Source organism: Pseudomonas avellanae BPIC 631, assembly GCF_000444135.1.
GTDB lineage: Bacteria > Pseudomonadota > Gammaproteobacteria > Pseudomonadales > Pseudomonadaceae > Aquipseudomonas > Aquipseudomonas avellanae.
Genome location: NZ_ATDK01000049.1, coordinates 1 through 15,928, shown reverse-complemented (window position 1 = coordinate 15,928; position 15,928 = coordinate 1). Strand labels below are relative to the sequence as shown.

10 protein-coding genes are annotated in these 15,928 nt (G+C 60.0%); 6 read left to right on the top strand and 4 right to left on the bottom strand.

Translation table 11 applies throughout. From position 1 onward, the window contains the following. Positions 1 to 72 precede the first annotated feature (72 nt). From mdoH to pip, 4 genes are all read right to left on the bottom strand, one after another. Positions 73 to 2,652 carry a glucans biosynthesis glucosyltransferase MdoH gene (gene mdoH / locus DW49_RS0103065; protein WP_024420496.1) on the bottom strand — a complete coding sequence of 860 codons (2,580 nt, stop codon included), beginning with the start codon at positions 2,650 to 2,652 and terminating at the stop codon, positions 73 to 75. Then, positions 2,645 to 4,573, bottom strand: a complete 1,929-nt coding sequence (locus DW49_RS0103060; RefSeq protein ID WP_269433783.1) for a glucan biosynthesis protein G — start codon at positions 4,571 to 4,573, stop codon at positions 2,645 to 2,647. The genes mdoH and DW49_RS0103060 overlap by 8 nt, the downstream gene beginning before the upstream one ends. A gap of 259 nt (positions 4,574 to 4,832) precedes the next feature. Further along, positions 4,833 to 5,270, bottom strand: a complete 438-nt coding sequence (gene dtd / locus DW49_RS0103055; RefSeq protein WP_005621255.1) for a D-aminoacyl-tRNA deacylase — start codon at positions 5,268 to 5,270, stop codon at positions 4,833 to 4,835. A gap of 42 nt (positions 5,271 to 5,312) precedes the next feature. Continuing rightward, positions 5,313 to 6,284 carry a prolyl aminopeptidase gene (pip, locus tag DW49_RS0103050; RefSeq protein WP_005621258.1) on the bottom strand — a complete coding sequence of 324 codons (972 nt, stop codon included), beginning with the start codon at positions 6,282 to 6,284 and terminating at the stop codon, positions 5,313 to 5,315. Between the two features lie 279 nt (positions 6,285 to 6,563). On the opposite strand from pip, the gene DW49_RS0103045 reads away from it, so the two are divergent. The 6 genes from DW49_RS0103045 (at position 6,564) to DW49_RS0103020 (ending at position 15,805) form a co-directional block, all read left to right on the top strand. After that, complete coding sequence (locus tag DW49_RS0103045) at positions 6,564 to 9,014, top strand: glycogen/starch/alpha-glucan phosphorylase (protein ID WP_005621260.1); 2,451 nt, start codon at positions 6,564 to 6,566, stop codon at positions 9,012 to 9,014. Positions 9,015 to 9,381: 367 nt separating this feature from the next. Next, positions 9,382 to 12,195, top strand: coding sequence for a DUF2339 domain-containing protein (locus tag DW49_RS0103040; protein WP_005621263.1), 2,814 nt, complete (start codon positions 9,382 to 9,384; stop codon positions 12,193 to 12,195). A 25-nt stretch (positions 12,196 to 12,220) separates the two neighbouring features. After that, positions 12,221 to 13,570 (top strand): DUF3999 domain-containing protein, encoded by a 1,350-nt coding sequence (locus DW49_RS0103035; protein ID WP_005621265.1) that lies wholly within the window; start codon positions 12,221 to 12,223, stop codon positions 13,568 to 13,570. A 133-nt stretch (positions 13,571 to 13,703) separates the two neighbouring features. Beyond that, positions 13,704 to 14,714, top strand: coding sequence for a class 1 fructose-bisphosphatase (locus tag DW49_RS0103030; RefSeq protein WP_005621267.1), 1,011 nt, complete (start codon positions 13,704 to 13,706; stop codon positions 14,712 to 14,714). Positions 14,715 to 14,968: 254 nt separating this feature from the next. After that, the gene (bamE, locus tag DW49_RS0103025; protein WP_002551616.1) at positions 14,969 to 15,223 is read left to right on the top strand and encodes an outer membrane protein assembly factor BamE domain-containing protein; all 255 of its coding nucleotides are present in this window, start codon (positions 14,969 to 14,971) and stop codon (positions 15,221 to 15,223) included. Positions 15,224 to 15,226: 3 nt separating this feature from the next. After that, entirely contained in the window at positions 15,227 to 15,805 is a 579-nt protein-coding gene (locus tag DW49_RS0103020) for a lipocalin family protein (protein ID WP_005621294.1), read from the top strand. The last annotated feature ends 123 nt before the right edge of the window (positions 15,806 to 15,928 follow it).

Below are 15,928 nucleotides of genomic sequence, written 5' to 3'. Positions count from 1 at the left end.
CTTTTCTCGACACGCACCTAATAAAAAGCCCCTGAAGCAGTGCTTCAGGGGCTTTTTCGTTGCCGGGTGGTTTTAGACCAGGACCGGCTCCGGTGCTTTTACGGCAGGTTGCAAAGGCAGCAAAGGCGCATGTGGATCAGCTTCGATGGAAGCTCTCCAGGCAGCCAGCCACTCTTCGTGACCTTCGCTCCAGACCCGCTCGTGCAAGCGACCCAGTGCGACCGGGTCGCTCAGTAGCATCAGACGTTGCTGATTGTCGAGCTTCGCCGGACCGACCTTGAGCGCGTGATCAACGCGCTCCATACGCACGACTTCAATCGGCTGTGCCTGACGGTGACGTGAGGTGGCCAACGCGCAAGCCAGAGCATTCTGCCGAGGATCGACGACCGCACGAATGAAGCCTTGTTTCAGCGCATGCCAGCGGTTCTCGTGGGTGTACTGATCGGTCGAGACCAGCTCTTGCGGCGGCTCGAATTCTTCAGGAATCAGGAAGAATTTCTCGTCGCGCGCCTTGAGGCCCAGGTTGGTACGGCTGGAAATCACCGACACCGGAATCGACAGCATCAACGAGACCACGATAGGCGCAAGCCACCACAGGAAGCTGGGGTTCAACCAGAACACCAACAGTGCCCAGCAGGCGCCCAGCAAGGTCTGTGGACCGTGACGCTTCACCGCTTCAAGCCACGGCGTGGAGTCATCGTCGCGTTGCGGCGAGTTCCAGGTTGCGGCCCAGCCCAGGAAGGCAGCCAGTACGAAGCGTGTGTGGAACAACATGCGCACCGGTGCCAACAGCACCGAGAAGAGCATTTCCAGCAGCATCGAAACGGTAACCTTGAACTTGCCACCGAAGCCTTTCGCGCCCTTGGCCCAGATCAGAATGACGCTGAGCAGTTTAGGCAGGAACAGCAGAACGATGGTGGTCGAGAACAACGCTACAGCGCGTTCCGGATGCCATTGTGGCCACAACGGGTACAACTGGCGTGGTTCAAGGAAGTAGGTCGGCTCCATCAGGGTGTTCACCGCCAACAGGGCCGTGGACAACACGAGGAAGAAGAACCACAACGGTGCTGACAGGTAAGACATCACGCCGGTCAGGAACACCGCACGGTGAACCGGGTGCATGCCCTTGACCAGGAACAGCCTGAAGTTCATCAGGTTGCCGTGGCACCAGCGACGGTCACGCTTGAGTTCGTCGAGCAGGTTAGGCGGCAACTCTTCGTAACTGCCCGGCAGGTCGTAGGCAATCCACACACCCCAGCCGGCACGGCGCATCAGCGCAGCTTCGACGAAGTCGTGGGACAGAATTGCACCGGCAAACGCGCCCTTACCGGGCAACGGCGCAAGCGCGCAGTGCTCGATGAACGGCTTCATGCGAATGATCGCGTTGTGACCCCAGTAGTGGGATTCACCCAGCTGCCAGAAGTGCAGACCGGCCGTGAACAGTGGACCGTAGACGCGGGTAGCAAACTGCTGCATGCGTGCATACAGCGTGTCCATGCCCGAAGCACGCGGCGCGGTCTGGATGATACCGGCATCCGGCGTGGCTTCCATCAGGCGAACCAGGCTGGTCAGACACTCACCGCTCATGACGCTGTCAGCGTCGAGCACGACCATGTAGCGGTATTCACCGCCCCAGCGACGGCAGAAGTCATCAAGGTTGCCGCTTTTACGTTTTACGCGACGGCGGCGGCGGCGATAGAAGATGCTGCCGAAACCTTTGGTCTCGCGGCACACGTCCAGCCAGGCCTGTTGCTCTGCAACGGCAATATCGGTCTCGTTGGTATCACTGAGCACGAAGAAGTCGAAGCGGTCCAGATTACCCGTGGCCGCTACCGACTCGAACGTTGCACGCAAACCCGCGAAAACACGTGGCACGTCTTCGTTGCAGATCGGCATGACCAGCGCGGTGCGTGCACCGGCTTCGATCGGCTCGTTGCCAGCACTGGCACCCGAGATGCGGTACTTGTCACGCCCGGTGAGCAATTCCAGAAAGCCCATCAGCGCGGTCCAGAAACCGGCCGATACCCAGCAGAACAGAATGCCGAACAGCAACAGAATGCTGGTCTGCAAGGCGTAAGGCAGGACCTGCAAAGCGGTCTGCACGAAGGTCTGACGGGTGATTTCATCCAGCGAAACCAGCGACCAGCCCTGATACGGCAAGATGCCTTTCATGTACGAGCCAGCCACAATAGTCTGACCCAGCATGAGGATCAGCAGAATATAGCGGCGGATCGAACCGACGGTGCGCCAGCGAGACTTCGGCAGATCCCGAGGCAGATCGCTGTGATCCGGCTTGGGCGGGTTGCTCTTGCCGGTCAGGCGGCGCCAGCCACGCACCAGAATGTTGGTGCGCCACGGCTCGGGCACGACCTTGGTCCGGCGAATCGGCGGTGTAGCCTTCAGGCACAGACGCCCGCTGGCGTCGACACCGAGCATCTCGGCGTCTTCCAGATCGTCTGCGGACAGCGTCAGACGACGACCTACCGAAGCCTGAGCGGCCTCGGCAGGATCGGTGACCGGCTGCGCCGAAAGGCGTTCATGCAACTCGGCGAAGGTCGTGCAGCTGGCAAGTTCTGCCCGCTGCTCGTCGCTCATCGGCAAATGCGCCAGGTACTCGTTCAGAGACACTGGCACCCATTGAGAATTACTCATCGCTCGGCAACTGATAGCTCCAGGTCTCGGTCATGACTTGCAACGTCTTGGCCGGTTCCGGATGGGTGGGTGCTGCCTCGGTAGCAGGCTGCTGGATCTCTTTACCGTCCTTGCCCTTGGCTACGTCAGCCTTGGCTGTATCAGCCTTGGCAACGTCACCTTTGGCAGCGTCGGCCTTGGAGGCATCAGCTTTGCCAGCTTCAGGTTTAGCGGCTTCAGGCTTCGGCGCATCAGCCTTGGCAATTTCTACCTGGTCGTTGGCGGACTCTTTGGCAACGACAGGCTTGGCAGCTTCCTTGGCAGCAGCTTCCTTGGCGGCAGCTTTCTTCTCGTCAGCTTTATCAGCGACAAGCAGCGCAGGTTCCTTACCCGGCTCGGCAGGGATTTCACGCAGCAGATAAGCGCGCATCTCGGTCGCCTTGCCGGCATCCTTGACCTTCACACGAAGGGTCAGGCGATAGCCTTTGGTGACCGGGTTGTAACGCAGGTTGTTTTCCACCAGCTCGACGTTGTCGTCGGTAGTGACCTGGCTACGAATGGTCTTGTCTTCCGGCAATGCGGCCAGTACTGGACCAACGAAGTCGACCAGGAATGCAAGACTGCCGTCCGGCTGACGAATCAGGTTGGACTGACGCACGTCACCGATGGAACGTTGAGTCTGCTTGACCCAGCCCAGATCCGGCGAGTGAATCGAGTTTTCCTGCATGGTCCAGTGAAGACGGTAATCGAACGCCATTTCCTCGCCCGGCGCCTTGAGGGTCTCAGGCTTCCAGAACGCGACGATGTTGTCGTTGGTCTCGTCGGCAGTCGGAATTTCGACCAGTTCGACGGTGCCCTTGCCCCAATCACCTTTTGGCTCGATCCAGGCGCTAGGGCGCTTGTCGTAGCGATCATCGAGGTCTTCGTACTGACTGAAATCACGACCACGTTGCAGCAGACCGAAACCACGCGGGTTTTCGACCGAGAAGCTGCTGATGGACAGATGTTTAGGGTTGTTCAGCGGACGCCACAACCACTCGCCATTGGCTGCCTGAATCGACAGACCGCTGGAATCGTGCAGCTCGCGACGGTAGTTAGGCACACGCGAAGGCTGGTTGGCGCCGAACAGGAACATACTGGTCAGCGGCGCAACACCGAGCTTGTTGACCTTGTCACGCAGGAACATGCGCGATTTGACGTCAACCAGCGTGTTGGTGCCAGGACGCAGGGTCAACTGGTACGCACCCGTGGCGCGTGGCGAATCGAGCAGAGCGAAGATCACCAGATGGTTGTCATCCGGGCCTGGCTTCTCGATCCAGAATTCCTTGAAGCGCGGGAACTCTTCACCGGACGGCGATGCAGTGTCGATGGCCATGCCGCGTGCGGACAGGCCGTAAACCTGACCCTTGCCGATGACGCGGAAGTAGCTCGCGCCCAACATGGTCATGATTTCGTCCTGCTTGTCATCCTTGTTGATCGGATACAGAACGCGGAAACCGGCATAACCCAGTTTCTCGGTGGCTTTCGGATCAATGTTCAGGCCGCCGAAGTCGAAACGACTGGCGTCGTACTTGATCTCGTCAACGCTGGTCGCGGTCACTTCGTTGATCTTGACCGGCGTATCGAAGTGCATGCCCTGGTGGTAGAAAGACACTTTGAACGGGGTCTTGTCGCCCGCCCATTCGGCCTTGTCATCACGGAAGCGGATCTTCTGATAGTCGGCGAACTTCATGTCGCGCAGTTCATTCGGCAGATTGCTCCGCGGAGCCTCGAACTTCTGCCCGGCCATTTCTTTGGCCTTTGCCGCTACATCATCAAGACTGAACGCCCACAGCTGACCTGCACTGAACAGGCACACAAGGGCCGAGCTTGCCAGAAGTGCACTACGCAACCGCTTGACGGGTGTCTTTGGAGCATCACAGGGACTAACAATCACGAGCAACCCTCGCCGAAAAACAGATGAATAAACCAACGGCCAGCTATCAATGCCGGGTTGGCGAGCATTGTTCCGACTCCGAATGGGCTTAATGATTCCCCAATCCGATGTCAGAACCGCTTTTGTCATACCAATTGGACCAACAGTGCCGATCCCCGTAGCGCGCGATTATCCAGCAGCGCGCGCTACAACGCATCAGGTATGACAAAGAATTTATTTCCTGAACGAACGATGAATTCGCCAGGCGTAACGATGAAATCGTAGCTTATGTCTCAAACAAAAATGTCACAGGGCCATCATTTATCAGGTGCACCTGCATATCCGCACCAAATTGGCCCGCCGCCACGACCGGGTGCGCGATTCTGGCCTGACTCAATAGATAGTCGAACAACTCGGCACCCAGCGCTGGAGCAGCGGCTTTGGAGAAACCTGCGCGCAACCCGCTTTTGGTATCTGCAGCCAGTGTGAACTGCGAAACCAGCAGCAATCCGCCGCTCACTTCGCGCAACGACAGGTTCATCTTGCCGTCGGCGTCGCTGAACACGCGATAATTGAGCAGTTTGTGCAGCAACTTATCGGCACTGGCACGGGTGTCTTGAGGCTCTATTCCGACCAGCACCAATATACCTTGATCGATCGCACCGACGACCTCGGTGCCCACCTCGACGCGTGCGCCGCGCACGCGTTGCAACAAACCTTTCATAGCGACCTTTCCAGACGTCAGACCCGTTTCAAAACACTGCCATCAGGCTTCTTCGGGCGGTAGATCGAGCAGGTTCTGCGCAATCTGTGCGGCGGCACGTACCAGCGCATCGGCGATACCGGTTTCGGCGGCCGAATGCCCTGCGTCGCGAATGATCTGCAACTCGCTGTCGGGCCAGTTCTGATGCAGCTCCCAGGCATTGTCCAGCGGGCAGATGACATCGTAACGACCATGCACAATGATTGCCGGCAGGTGAGCGATCTTCGGCATGTCGCGAATCAGCTGGTTCTCTTCCAGAAACGCCTTGTTCATGAAGTAGTGGCATTCGATACGCGCGATGGACAGGGCACGGTGCGGATCGGTAAAGCGGTCGACCACCTGAGGATTGGGACGCAAGGTTGCGCAGCGACCTTCCCACGTCGACCAGGCCTTGGCGGCGTGCATCTGGGCAATCTGGTCTGCGCCGGTGAGACGTTTGTGAAAGGCCGCGAGAATATTGTTGCGCTCGTCCACCGGGATAGGGGCGACGTAGTCCTGCCAGTAATCGGGAAACAGGCGACTGGCACCTGCTTGATAAAACCAGTCGATTTCCTGCTGGCGGGCCAGAAACACGCCACGCAGGATCAGAGCATGCACGCGGTCGGGGTGGGTCTGGGCGTAAGCCAGCGCGAGGGTCGAACCCCACGAGCCGCCGAACAGCACCCATTTGTCGATGCCCAGGTGCTCGCGAATAACTTCGAGGTCTTCTACCAGTTTCCAGGTGGTATTGTTTTCGAGGGTGGCGTGAGGTGTGGAGCGGCCACAGCCACGCTGATCGAACGTAACGATTCGGTACAGGTTGGGGTCAAAATAGCAGCGGCTGTGCGCATCGCATCCAGAACCCGGGCCACCGTGAATGAACACCACAGGCAACCCTTCAGGCGAACCGCTTTCATCGACGTAGAGCACATGCGGTTGTTCCACGGCCAGATCGTGCCGGGCGTAGGGTTTGATCTGCGGGTACAAAGTCTGCATAAGTGCTCCATAAGTCCAGTTCAGAGGCTTCTATTGTTCTGCCACGGGGCATCATAAACCCGAAACGAAGAATGAGCATGCTGCACGTCATTGATAGGGGTGGAACGATCGATGCAAGCGTTTTGCCAATTTGAAAAGTTCGCGAACCAGAGCCGTCGTGCTGGGTCGAAGCGTGAGTCGTAAACCGAATTATTTCTCTATTTTCAGGAAATAACTGACGACACGCCTACAGTCTAAGAATCCCGTTTTCCATTCGTCAGACTACTTGAGGTTGTATCGATGTCTCAGGAACCACTTGTTCGTGACGCTGATGTGGCAGCTTTTCGCGCCGCCGTGCTCGCCAAACTCACCTATTCGGTGGGCAAGGACCCCGACCATGCGTTTGAGCATGACTGGTTTGAAGCCGTTGCCCTGGCCGCTCGTGACCACATGGTCGAACACTGGATGGACCACACGCGACAGATTTATCGCAAGGTCCAGAAGCGCGTTTATTACCTGTCGCTGGAATTTCTGATCGGCAGGCTGCTGTACGACAGCCTGAGCAACCTCGGCCTGCTGGAAGTCGCTCGCGAAGCGTTGACCGAACTGGGCGTGGACATCGAGCGTATCCGCTTGCTCGAACCCGACGCTGCGTTGGGTAACGGCGGCCTGGGCCGCCTGGCCGCGTGCTTCATGGAAAGCATGTCGACCCTGGGCATTGCTGGCCACGGTTACGGCATTCGTTACGAGCATGGGCTGTTTCGTCAGGGCATCGTCGATGGCTGGCAGCAGGAACAGACCGAGAACTGGCTGGACTTCGGCAACCCGTGGGAATTCGAACGTCCTGAGGTGGTGTACTCCATCGGCTTCAGCGGCAGCGTCGACACCGTCGTGACCGAAGCGGGCGAATCGCGTCAGGTATGGCGTCCGGGCGAAACCGTGCGAGCCATCGCCTATGACACCCCCGTGGTGGGCTGGCGCGGCAAAAGCGTCAACACCCTGCGCCTTTGGCGTGCCCGCGCGGTGGAAGATCTGCATCTGGAGCGCTTCAACGCCGGCGACCACTTTGGTGCAGTGGCCGAAGTGGTGCGCGCAGAAAGCATCTCGCGCGTGCTGTATCCGAACGATGCAACCGAAGCGGGCCAGGAACTGCGCCTGCGTCAGGAGTACTTCTTTGTATCGGCATCGCTGCAGGACTTGCTGCGTCGCCACCTGAACCAGCACGCTACGCTGACCGACCTGGCCGATCACGCTGCGATCCAGATGAACGACACGCACCCTTCGATTGCGGTGGCCGAGCTGATGCGTCAGTTGATCGATAACCACAACATTGCGTGGGACACCGCCTGGAAAATCACCGTCGGCACGCTTGGTTACACCAACCACACGTTGCTGCCCGAAGCGCTGGAAACCTGGTCGGTCGGCCTGATGGAGCGCATGCTGCCGCGCCACATGCAGATCATCTACCTGATCAACGCGCAACACATCGACACGCTGCGCGCCAAAGGTGTCGACGACGTCAATGTGCTGCGCGCAGTGTCGCTGATCGAAGAAGACAACGGTCGCCGGGTGCGCATGGGTAACCTCGCCTTCCTCGGCTCGCACAGCGTCAACGGTGTTTCGGCGCTGCACACTCAGTTGATGCGCAAGACCGTGTTCGCCGAACTGCACAAAATCTACCCGGACCGGATCAACAACAAGACCAACGGCATCACCTTCCGCCGCTGGCTGTTCCAGGCCAACCCGAAACTGACCGAAATGCTCGTCGAATCGCTGGGCGAGGATGTGCTGGACAACGCCGAGACCCGACTCAAGGAGCTTGAGCCGTTCGCCGAGAAGTCATCGTTCCGCAAGCAGATGGCCGATCAGCGCCTGCACAGCAAGCGTGCCCTGGCCGCGATCATTCACGAGCGTTTGGGCATTGCGGTCAACCCTGCGGCGATGTTCGACGTGCAGGTCAAACGGATTCACGAATACAAGCGTCAGTTGCTGAACCTGTTCCACACCGTCGCGCTGTATCAGGCCATTCGTGCCGAACCGGGCACGGACTGGGTGCCGCGAGTGAAAATCTTCGCCGGCAAGGCAGCCGCCAGCTATCACTCGGCCAAGCTGATCATCAAGCTGACCAACGACATCGCCCGGACCGTGAACAACGATCCTACGGTTCGTGGTTTGCTGAAAGTGGTGTTCATGCCCAACTACAACGTCAGCCTGGCCGAGAGCATCATTCCGGCAGCCGACCTGTCCGAGCAGATCTCCACAGCCGGCCTGGAAGCGTCGGGCACCAGCAACATGAAATTCGGCCTCAACGGCGCACTGACCATCGGCACACTGGACGGTGCCAACGTGGAGATGAGCGAGCAGGTCGGGCTGGAGCACATGTTCATCTTCGGCATGACCTCGCAACAGGTCGAAGCCCGCAAACAGGCAGGCGAATTCAGCGCGCATGGTGATGTAGAGGCATCGGGACGTTTGAACGATGTACTGCAAGCGATTCGTGGCGGGGTGTTCTCGCCGGATGATCCGAACCGTTACGTGGGCCTGATCGATCAGTTGCTGGCGTATGACCGTTTCCTGGTCTGTGCCGACTTCGACTCGTACTGGGCGGCCCAGGCCAAGGTCGAGGAACGCTGGCACGACTCCAAGGAATGGTGGCGCTCGGCGGTGCTCAACACCGCACGCATGGGCTGGTTCTCCTCGGACCGGACCATTCGCGAATACGCAGGCGACATCTGGAAGGCGCTGGACTGAGTTATAAACTCGTCTGATCTGACCGAGGGCATCGCCCGGTCCGCTCCTTGAAAGACCAGAGGGCACGGACAAGCGAAGGGTTGCGAAGCGGCCCTGAAACCGGTCACCTTGGCTGTGTCTGACACACCGAGGCGGCCGATTTTACTGCCGGTTCCCGGCAGTTCGCGGACGAGTCCGCTCCTACGAAGGACCGGATATCGCGGACAAGCGAAGCGTCGCCCGGTCCGCTCCCAGGCCCTCCGGGCAGAAGCCCGTTCTCTGCAGCCATCGGGCGTGCGTACCCCGCATAAAACATTACAAACGATGTCCGCCGGCCCCTATATACTGCGCCCGATAAACCTTCACACACCGAAAAGGATGTCGTCGCGTGCTTTGGATTTGTCTGGTAGTGGGCGGTGCAGTACTGGGCTATTTGCTCAGCTATGACGAGTGGACGGGTTTTCTGATCGGCGCGCTGATGGGCTGGGCTGTCTGGGCAGGCATTCGTGTACGGGTGCTTGGCAGGCGATCCGAGGCTCAACTGCAACAGATCATCGCAACCGGCAAAAACATCGAGACCCTCCAGCAACGCCTTGGCGCGCTTGAACGCCAGCCTGCACCCGCCGTCGTACCGCCTGCACAGGACGCCGCTCCCCTGCCGGTGGATGCTGTCATTCTGCAAACGCCGACTGCTGGCCCCGAACTGATCTGGGACCTGCCGGACGAACCGCAACCAGCGCCACCACCCAAACCTGCCGTCTTACTCCCCCAGCCATCACAACCGGCAACACCCAACCTGCTGGACAGCACAATCGAGCGCGCAAAAAACTGGCTGCTGGGCGGCAATACCGTGTTGCGCGTCGGTGTGGTCGTGCTGTTTCTCGGCCTGGCGTTTCTGCTGCGTTATGCCACTGAAGGCGTGGTCGTGCCGATTGAAGCGCGCTACGCCGGTGTTGCAGCCAGTGCGCTGGCCTTGCTGGCGCTGGGCTGGTGGCTAAGGTTGCGCAACGGGCCTTACGCGCTGATGCTGCAAGGCGCTGGCGTCGGCGTGTTGTACCTGACTGTATTCGCAGCGATGAAGCTGCACGCATTGCTGGACCCTACGCTGGGCTTTGCGCTGCTGGTCGCCGTCACTGCGTTCTCGACCATTCTGGCGCTGAACCAGAACTCGTTGGCGCTGGCCTGCGCGGGCGCACTTGGCGGGTTTGCGGCACCGATTCTGGCCTCGACCGGGCAAGGCAGCCATGTGTCGCTGTTCAGTTATTTCGCCTTGCTCAATGCGGGCATCATCGCCATCGCCTGGTTCAAGGCCTGGCGCGTCCTCAACCTGATCGGTTTTTTCGGCACCTTCGGCATCGGCTTCGCCTGGGGCATCAGGGCTTACACCCCCGAACTGTTCTGGAGCACCGAACCCTTTCTGATTCTGTTTTTCCTGATGTATCTGGCCATCGGTCTGCTGTTCGCCCGTCACAAGCTGCTGGAGCTCACTGACGCACCACCGGATGCCAGTCGCGAAACCCTGCTGCGCTGGTCTGCACGTCAGGGTGATTACGTCGACGGCACACTGCTGTTTGGCACGCCGATCGTCGGGTTCGGCCTGCAATACGCGCTGGTCGACCACCTTGAGTTTGGCGCTGCGTTCAGCGCGCTCGCGCTGGGCCTGATCTACATGGGGCTGGCACGCTGGCTGGCGGCACGTGCGACAGGCCGAACCGTTTTGCTGATGGAAACCTGCCTGGCGCTGGGCGTGGTGTTTGCCACGCTGGCAATACCGCTGGGTCTCGGTTCGCATTGGACGACCAGTGCCTGGGCCGTGGAAGGCGCAGCGGTTTTCTGGCTGGGCCTGCGCCAGCACCGCAAGCTGGCACAGGTTTTCGGCCTGGTGTTGCAACTGGCCGCCAGCGCGATTCTGATCAGCGGCGGCACCGACAGCTCGCGGCAAGCCTTTGCCGATGATTACTGGACGCCGATGATTCTGGCCATCGCCGCCATGGTCAGCGCCTGGTGCGTGTTCCGCCTCAATTCGCTGACCCTCATCGATCAGCGCACCGCTCGAACACTGCTGGTCATCTGGGGGGCGTTCTGGTGGCTGGTTTCGCTGGCCAGCGCAGCCGTCCTGCACGCGCCAGCGCCGTATCTGGCCTCCACGGCCCTAATCGCCATGGCAATCAGCGTGGCGCTCTGGGCCGCATTCGCCCTCCGTTTGCGCTGGACGGATCTCGCCGCGCTGTGCAGCGCACTAACGCCTGTGTGCGCTGCATTGCTGATGATCTCGGTGTACCTGCGAAACAATCCGGCAGGCAACCTGGGCTGGCTGGCCTGGCTGGCGGTGTTCGCTGTGCACCTGCTAAGTCTGCGCTACCTGACGGGCCTGCAATCCATCCTTGTCCAACGCATCGCTCACACAGTGGGCTGCCTGCTGATCATCAGCGTGCTGGCACTGGAGTTGCGTTTCGGTCTGTTGCAATTGTCCGAGTACTACAATGCCTGGCGCTGGCTGGGTTGGGCGATCCTGCCGAGCCTGTTCCTGCTGGCGATGAGTTCGACGCGTCAATGGCCGTGGCCCGTGAAAGCCTGCCCCGAGGCTTATCAAATAGGCGCAGCCGCGCCGCTGGCGGCCCTGATGCTGGTGTGGTTCTGGCTAGCGAATATCTTCAGCGACGGTTCCGCCGATCCGCTGCCTTACCTGCCGCTGTTCAACCCGCTGGAAATCGGCCTGCTGCTCGCGCTGACCGGCGTGTGCCTGTGGATGCGCAGCTACCTGACGCACAAACGCAATCACACCCTGCTGCTGGCCGGCGCTTCGCTGTTCGCACTGATCACGGCGATGGTCATGCGCACCGCTCATCACTGGGCCGATGTGCCGTGGGACACCGAGGCACTGCTGGCGTCGATGCGCGTTCAGGCGGGCTTGTCGATTGTCTGGACGCTCATGGCGCTGGCGTTGATGATCGGCGGCCACATGCGCGCCAATCGCGAAATCTGGCTGGGCGGCGCAGCGTTGATCGGGGTGGTGGTGATCAAGCTGTTTTTTGTCGAACTGAGCAATCGCGGCGGCATGGAGCGTATCGTCTCGTTCATCGGTGTTGGCATTTTGCTACTGGTGGTGGGATATTTCGCACCATTACCGCCGAAACATGCTGTCAAAAATCTCGGCGAAGCACCCGGCCCTGGCCCGACTGCCGCGCCTGAAACGCCATGAGGAACTGTTCTTGAGTCATCCCGCCATGAAAATCGCCGTGCTTGGCCTGGCCTTGTGCACGGTGATGACCGCCGCCGCTCAGGACAAGCCGGCGGATTTCGCCAGTCAGACCCCGCTGAGCCTCAGCGGCGAAGGGCCGTGGTATCGCATCGAGTTACCGCTTGCCGTCCAGTTGAATGCCCGTCAGACCGACCTGGGTGACGTGCGTGTGTTCAACGCCGAGGGGCAGCCGCAGGCTTATGCAATAACCCCTCGACAGCCCGCCCGCGAGCAGGAGCCCGCGCCGATCGAGGTCAAATGGTTCGCGCTGTACAGCACGCAGGAAGCCGGCGACACCGCGCCGGTCATCCGCATCGAGCGCTCCAGCAACGGCAGCGTGATCGAGGTCCAGCCGCAAAGCGACATCGAAGCCGGCGAAGAGGTGTTGCGTGGCTGGCTGCTGGACACCAGCGCCGTCAAGGCACCGCTGGAACAACTGGTGATCGACTGGAGCACCGAGCGCGAAGGCTTTCAGAATTTCAGCATCGAGGCCAGCGACGACTTGCAGCACTGGCGCGACTGGGGCGAGGGGCAAGTTGCACGCCTGTCGTTTGCCGACGAAGTGGTCGAGCAGCGTGAAGTCGGCCTGCCGGGTCAGAGTGCCCGTTATCTGCGCCTGCTGTGGCGCGCACCACACAGCGCTCCGCTGTTGGTTTCCGCGCACGTGCTGAGCGCCGCAAGCGACAACCCGACGCCGCCGCTGACCTGGTCGCCGCCGGTCAAGGGCAGCGTTGAAAGCCCCAACGAATATGTCTGGCAATTGCCGGCAGGCCTGCCGGTAGGGCGCGTCAGGGTCGATATCGCGCAACCCAACAGCCTCGCCCCGGCAACACTTTACGGCCGTATCGACGCCAAACAGCCCTGGCAGCCGGTCAGCAGTGGCCTGCTGTATCGGCTGTCGCAGAACAACAGCGATGTGTTGCAGGACCAACTGCAATTGTCCGGGCGTATCGTTCAGCAGCTCAAGCTGGTGGTCGATGACCGCGGCGGCGGGCTGGGCAACGAGGCACCGCAATTGAGCGTGGCCGTACCAGCGACGGAAGTGGTGTTTCTGGCACGCGGCAACGGGCCATTCACGCTGGCGGTCGGTAACGCTGCAGCCAAGGCGGCGAACCTGTCGCTGGCGACCTTGATTCCCGACCTGAGCCCGGCAAAACTGGCCTCTATCGGCACCGCAAAACCTGCCACGGCAAGCGTTGCCAACATGACCGCCGCGCCGCAGGTGGCCACACAGAGCGCTGACTTCAAACGCTTGGGGCTGTGGGCGGTGCTGTTGCTCGGCGTGCTGTTTCTGGGCTGGATGGCATTCAGCACCTTACGCGCTTCGAAACGCTGAAACATACGGCCTGTCGGGCTCGGTTCGCCCGACATCTGAACTGAAACAGGCATAAGCCAGTCTGATAGCAGTATTACGTCGCCACTCGCGTTAAACTGCGCGGGTTTTCATACCCCTATTTTCGGAGCTATCCATGTCCCGCGTCACACTAAGTCGTTACTTGATCGAGCAGACCCGCAGCAACAACACCCCTGCCGATCTGCGCTTCCTGATCGAAGTTGTGGCGCGCGCTTGCAAGGAAATCAGCCACGCCGTCTCCAAAGGCGCGCTGGGCGGCGTTCTGGGCAGCATGGGTACTGAAAACGTTCAGGGCGAAGTGCAGAAAAAACTCGACGTGATCTCCAACGAGATTCTGCTCGAAGCCAACGAATGGGGCGGTCACCTGGCCGGCATGGCGTCCGAAGAAATGGACAACGCCTACCAGATCCCGGGCAAATACCCGAAGGGCGCGTACCTGCTGGTGTTCGACCCACTCGACGGTTCGTCGAACATCGACATCAACGCACCGGTCGGTACCATCTTCTCGGTACTGCGTTGCCCTAATGAATACCTGAGCCAGAACGAAGCGCTGAACGAAAAGGCTTTCCTGCAGCCGGGTACCGAACAGGTCGCGGCCGGTTATGCCATCTACGGTCCGCAGACCATGCTGGTGCTGACGCTGGGTGATGGCGTGAAAGGCTTCACCCTGGACCGTGAAATGGGTAGCTTCGTGCTGACTCATGAAGACATCACCATTCCTGAGAGCACTCAGGAATTCGCCGTCAACATGTCCAACCAGCGCCACTGGGAAGCCCCGGTACAGCGCTACGTCAGCGAGCTGCTGGCCGGTGAAGACGGTCCGCTGAAAAAGAACTACAACATGCGCTGGGTTGCCGCGATGGTTGCCGACGTGCACCGCATCCTGACCCGTGGCGGTCTGTTCATGTACCCACGCGACAGCCGCGAGCCGTCCAAGCCGGGTAAACTGCGCCTGATGTACGAGGCCAACCCGATGTCCTTCCTGGTTGAACAGGCTGGTGGCGCGTCCACCGATGGCCATCAGCGCATCCTCGACATCCAGCCCGAAGGCCTGCACCAGCGCGTAGCGGTGTACCTGGGCTCGAAAGAAGAAGTCGAGCGCGCAACCGCGTATCACAAAGAGTAAGACCGCTTCTGATGCTCCTGTGGCGGTTCAGCCTGGCTGAACCGCCATCAAGCGGGCAAATGCTCAGGCAAATCAGCATGAGGTGATGCAGCCAGCACGGGGCTGCGAGTCAACCCTCCGATCCACGCCACAAATCCTTGCGCCCTGCGGGAACCAGATCCCGTTTTTCTCTTCTAAGCTTGCGGTACTGCGCCAGCGCCAGCTGCATCCGCCTGCACTGCGACGCGCCCCCCTTCCGTTCAGGAGCTACATCCATGTCCTTGCGCACTGTCGCGTTACTCTCGTTCTGCGTCTTTCTGGCTGCCTGCAGCAAGATCACTCAGGAAAACTACTCGAAAATTTCCGCTGGTATGCCCAAGGCACAGGTCGAATCCCTGCTCGGCAGCCCGACGGAATGTTCCGGCGCGCTGGGCATGTCCAGTTGCACATGGGGCGATCAGAACACCTTTATCAGCGTGCAGTACGCAGCGGACAAAGTGGTGTTGTTCTCGGGTCAGGGTCTGAAATAAAACATGATCAAGGTACTGGTACGTTTCGGAATTTTTGTCATGGCCAGCTTCCTGGCTATCGGTTTTGCCCACTCGGCTGACAACCTTGAACCAAGGACTGTCGACAGCGTTGACCTCAAGCAGTATCAGGGCACCTGGTACGAGATCGCACGCCTGCCGATGTTCTTCCAGCGCAAATGCGCCCAGTCCGAAGCGCAGTACACGCTCAAGGATGACGGCAACATCGCGGTGACCAACCGCTGCCGGACGATTGAAGGCAAATGGGAAGAAGCAACGGGCACGGCCTCGCCACAGGTCCCGGGCAAGACCGACAAGCTATGGGTTGTATTCGATAACTGGTTCTCGCGCCTTCTGCCAGGTGTTGCCAAGGGTGATTACTGGATTCTGGACGTCAGCGAAGGCTACAGAACCGCCGTAGTCGGCAACCCGGACCGCAAGTACCTGTGGCTGCTGTCGCGCACGCCGACGGTGTCTGCATCGGTCAGGGAAAACATGCTCAGCAAGGCTCGCCAGCAAGGCTACGACACTTCGCGCCTGATCTGGCGTGAGGATGACTCGAAGATTGGGAAGGCTGAAAAGTAAACAAACACTACACAGTTGATCATCGTGCGACGCTCTGCGTCGCATGCAGTTCTGGACGCTCTGCTTCCGATCCTGGATCAGCGGCGCGGCACAGATTTGTGACGCAGAGCGTCACGCGAGGCA

Bases quoted from the DNA above. Each gene is read 5' to 3' on its own strand.
- mdoH (WP_024420496.1), bottom strand. From the start codon at position 2,652: ATGAGTAATTCTCAATGGGTGCCAGTGTCTCTGAACGAGTACCTGGCG.
- dtd (WP_005621255.1), bottom strand. From the start codon at position 5,270: ATGAAAGGTTTGTTGCAACGCGTGCGCGGCGCACGCGTCGAGGTGGGC.
- pip (WP_005621258.1), bottom strand. From the start codon at position 6,284: ATGCAGACTTTGTACCCGCAGATCAAACCCTACGCCCGGCACGATCTG.
- DW49_RS0103045 (WP_005621260.1), top strand. From the start codon at position 6,564: ATGTCTCAGGAACCACTTGTTCGTGACGCTGATGTGGCAGCTTTTCGC.
- DW49_RS0103035 (WP_005621265.1), top strand. From the start codon at position 12,221: ATGAAAATCGCCGTGCTTGGCCTGGCCTTGTGCACGGTGATGACCGCC.
- DW49_RS0103030 (WP_005621267.1), top strand. From the start codon at position 13,704: ATGTCCCGCGTCACACTAAGTCGTTACTTGATCGAGCAGACCCGCAGC.
- bamE (WP_002551616.1), top strand. From the start codon at position 14,969: ATGTCCTTGCGCACTGTCGCGTTACTCTCGTTCTGCGTCTTTCTGGCT.
- DW49_RS0103020 (WP_005621294.1), top strand. From the start codon at position 15,227: ATGATCAAGGTACTGGTACGTTTCGGAATTTTTGTCATGGCCAGCTTC.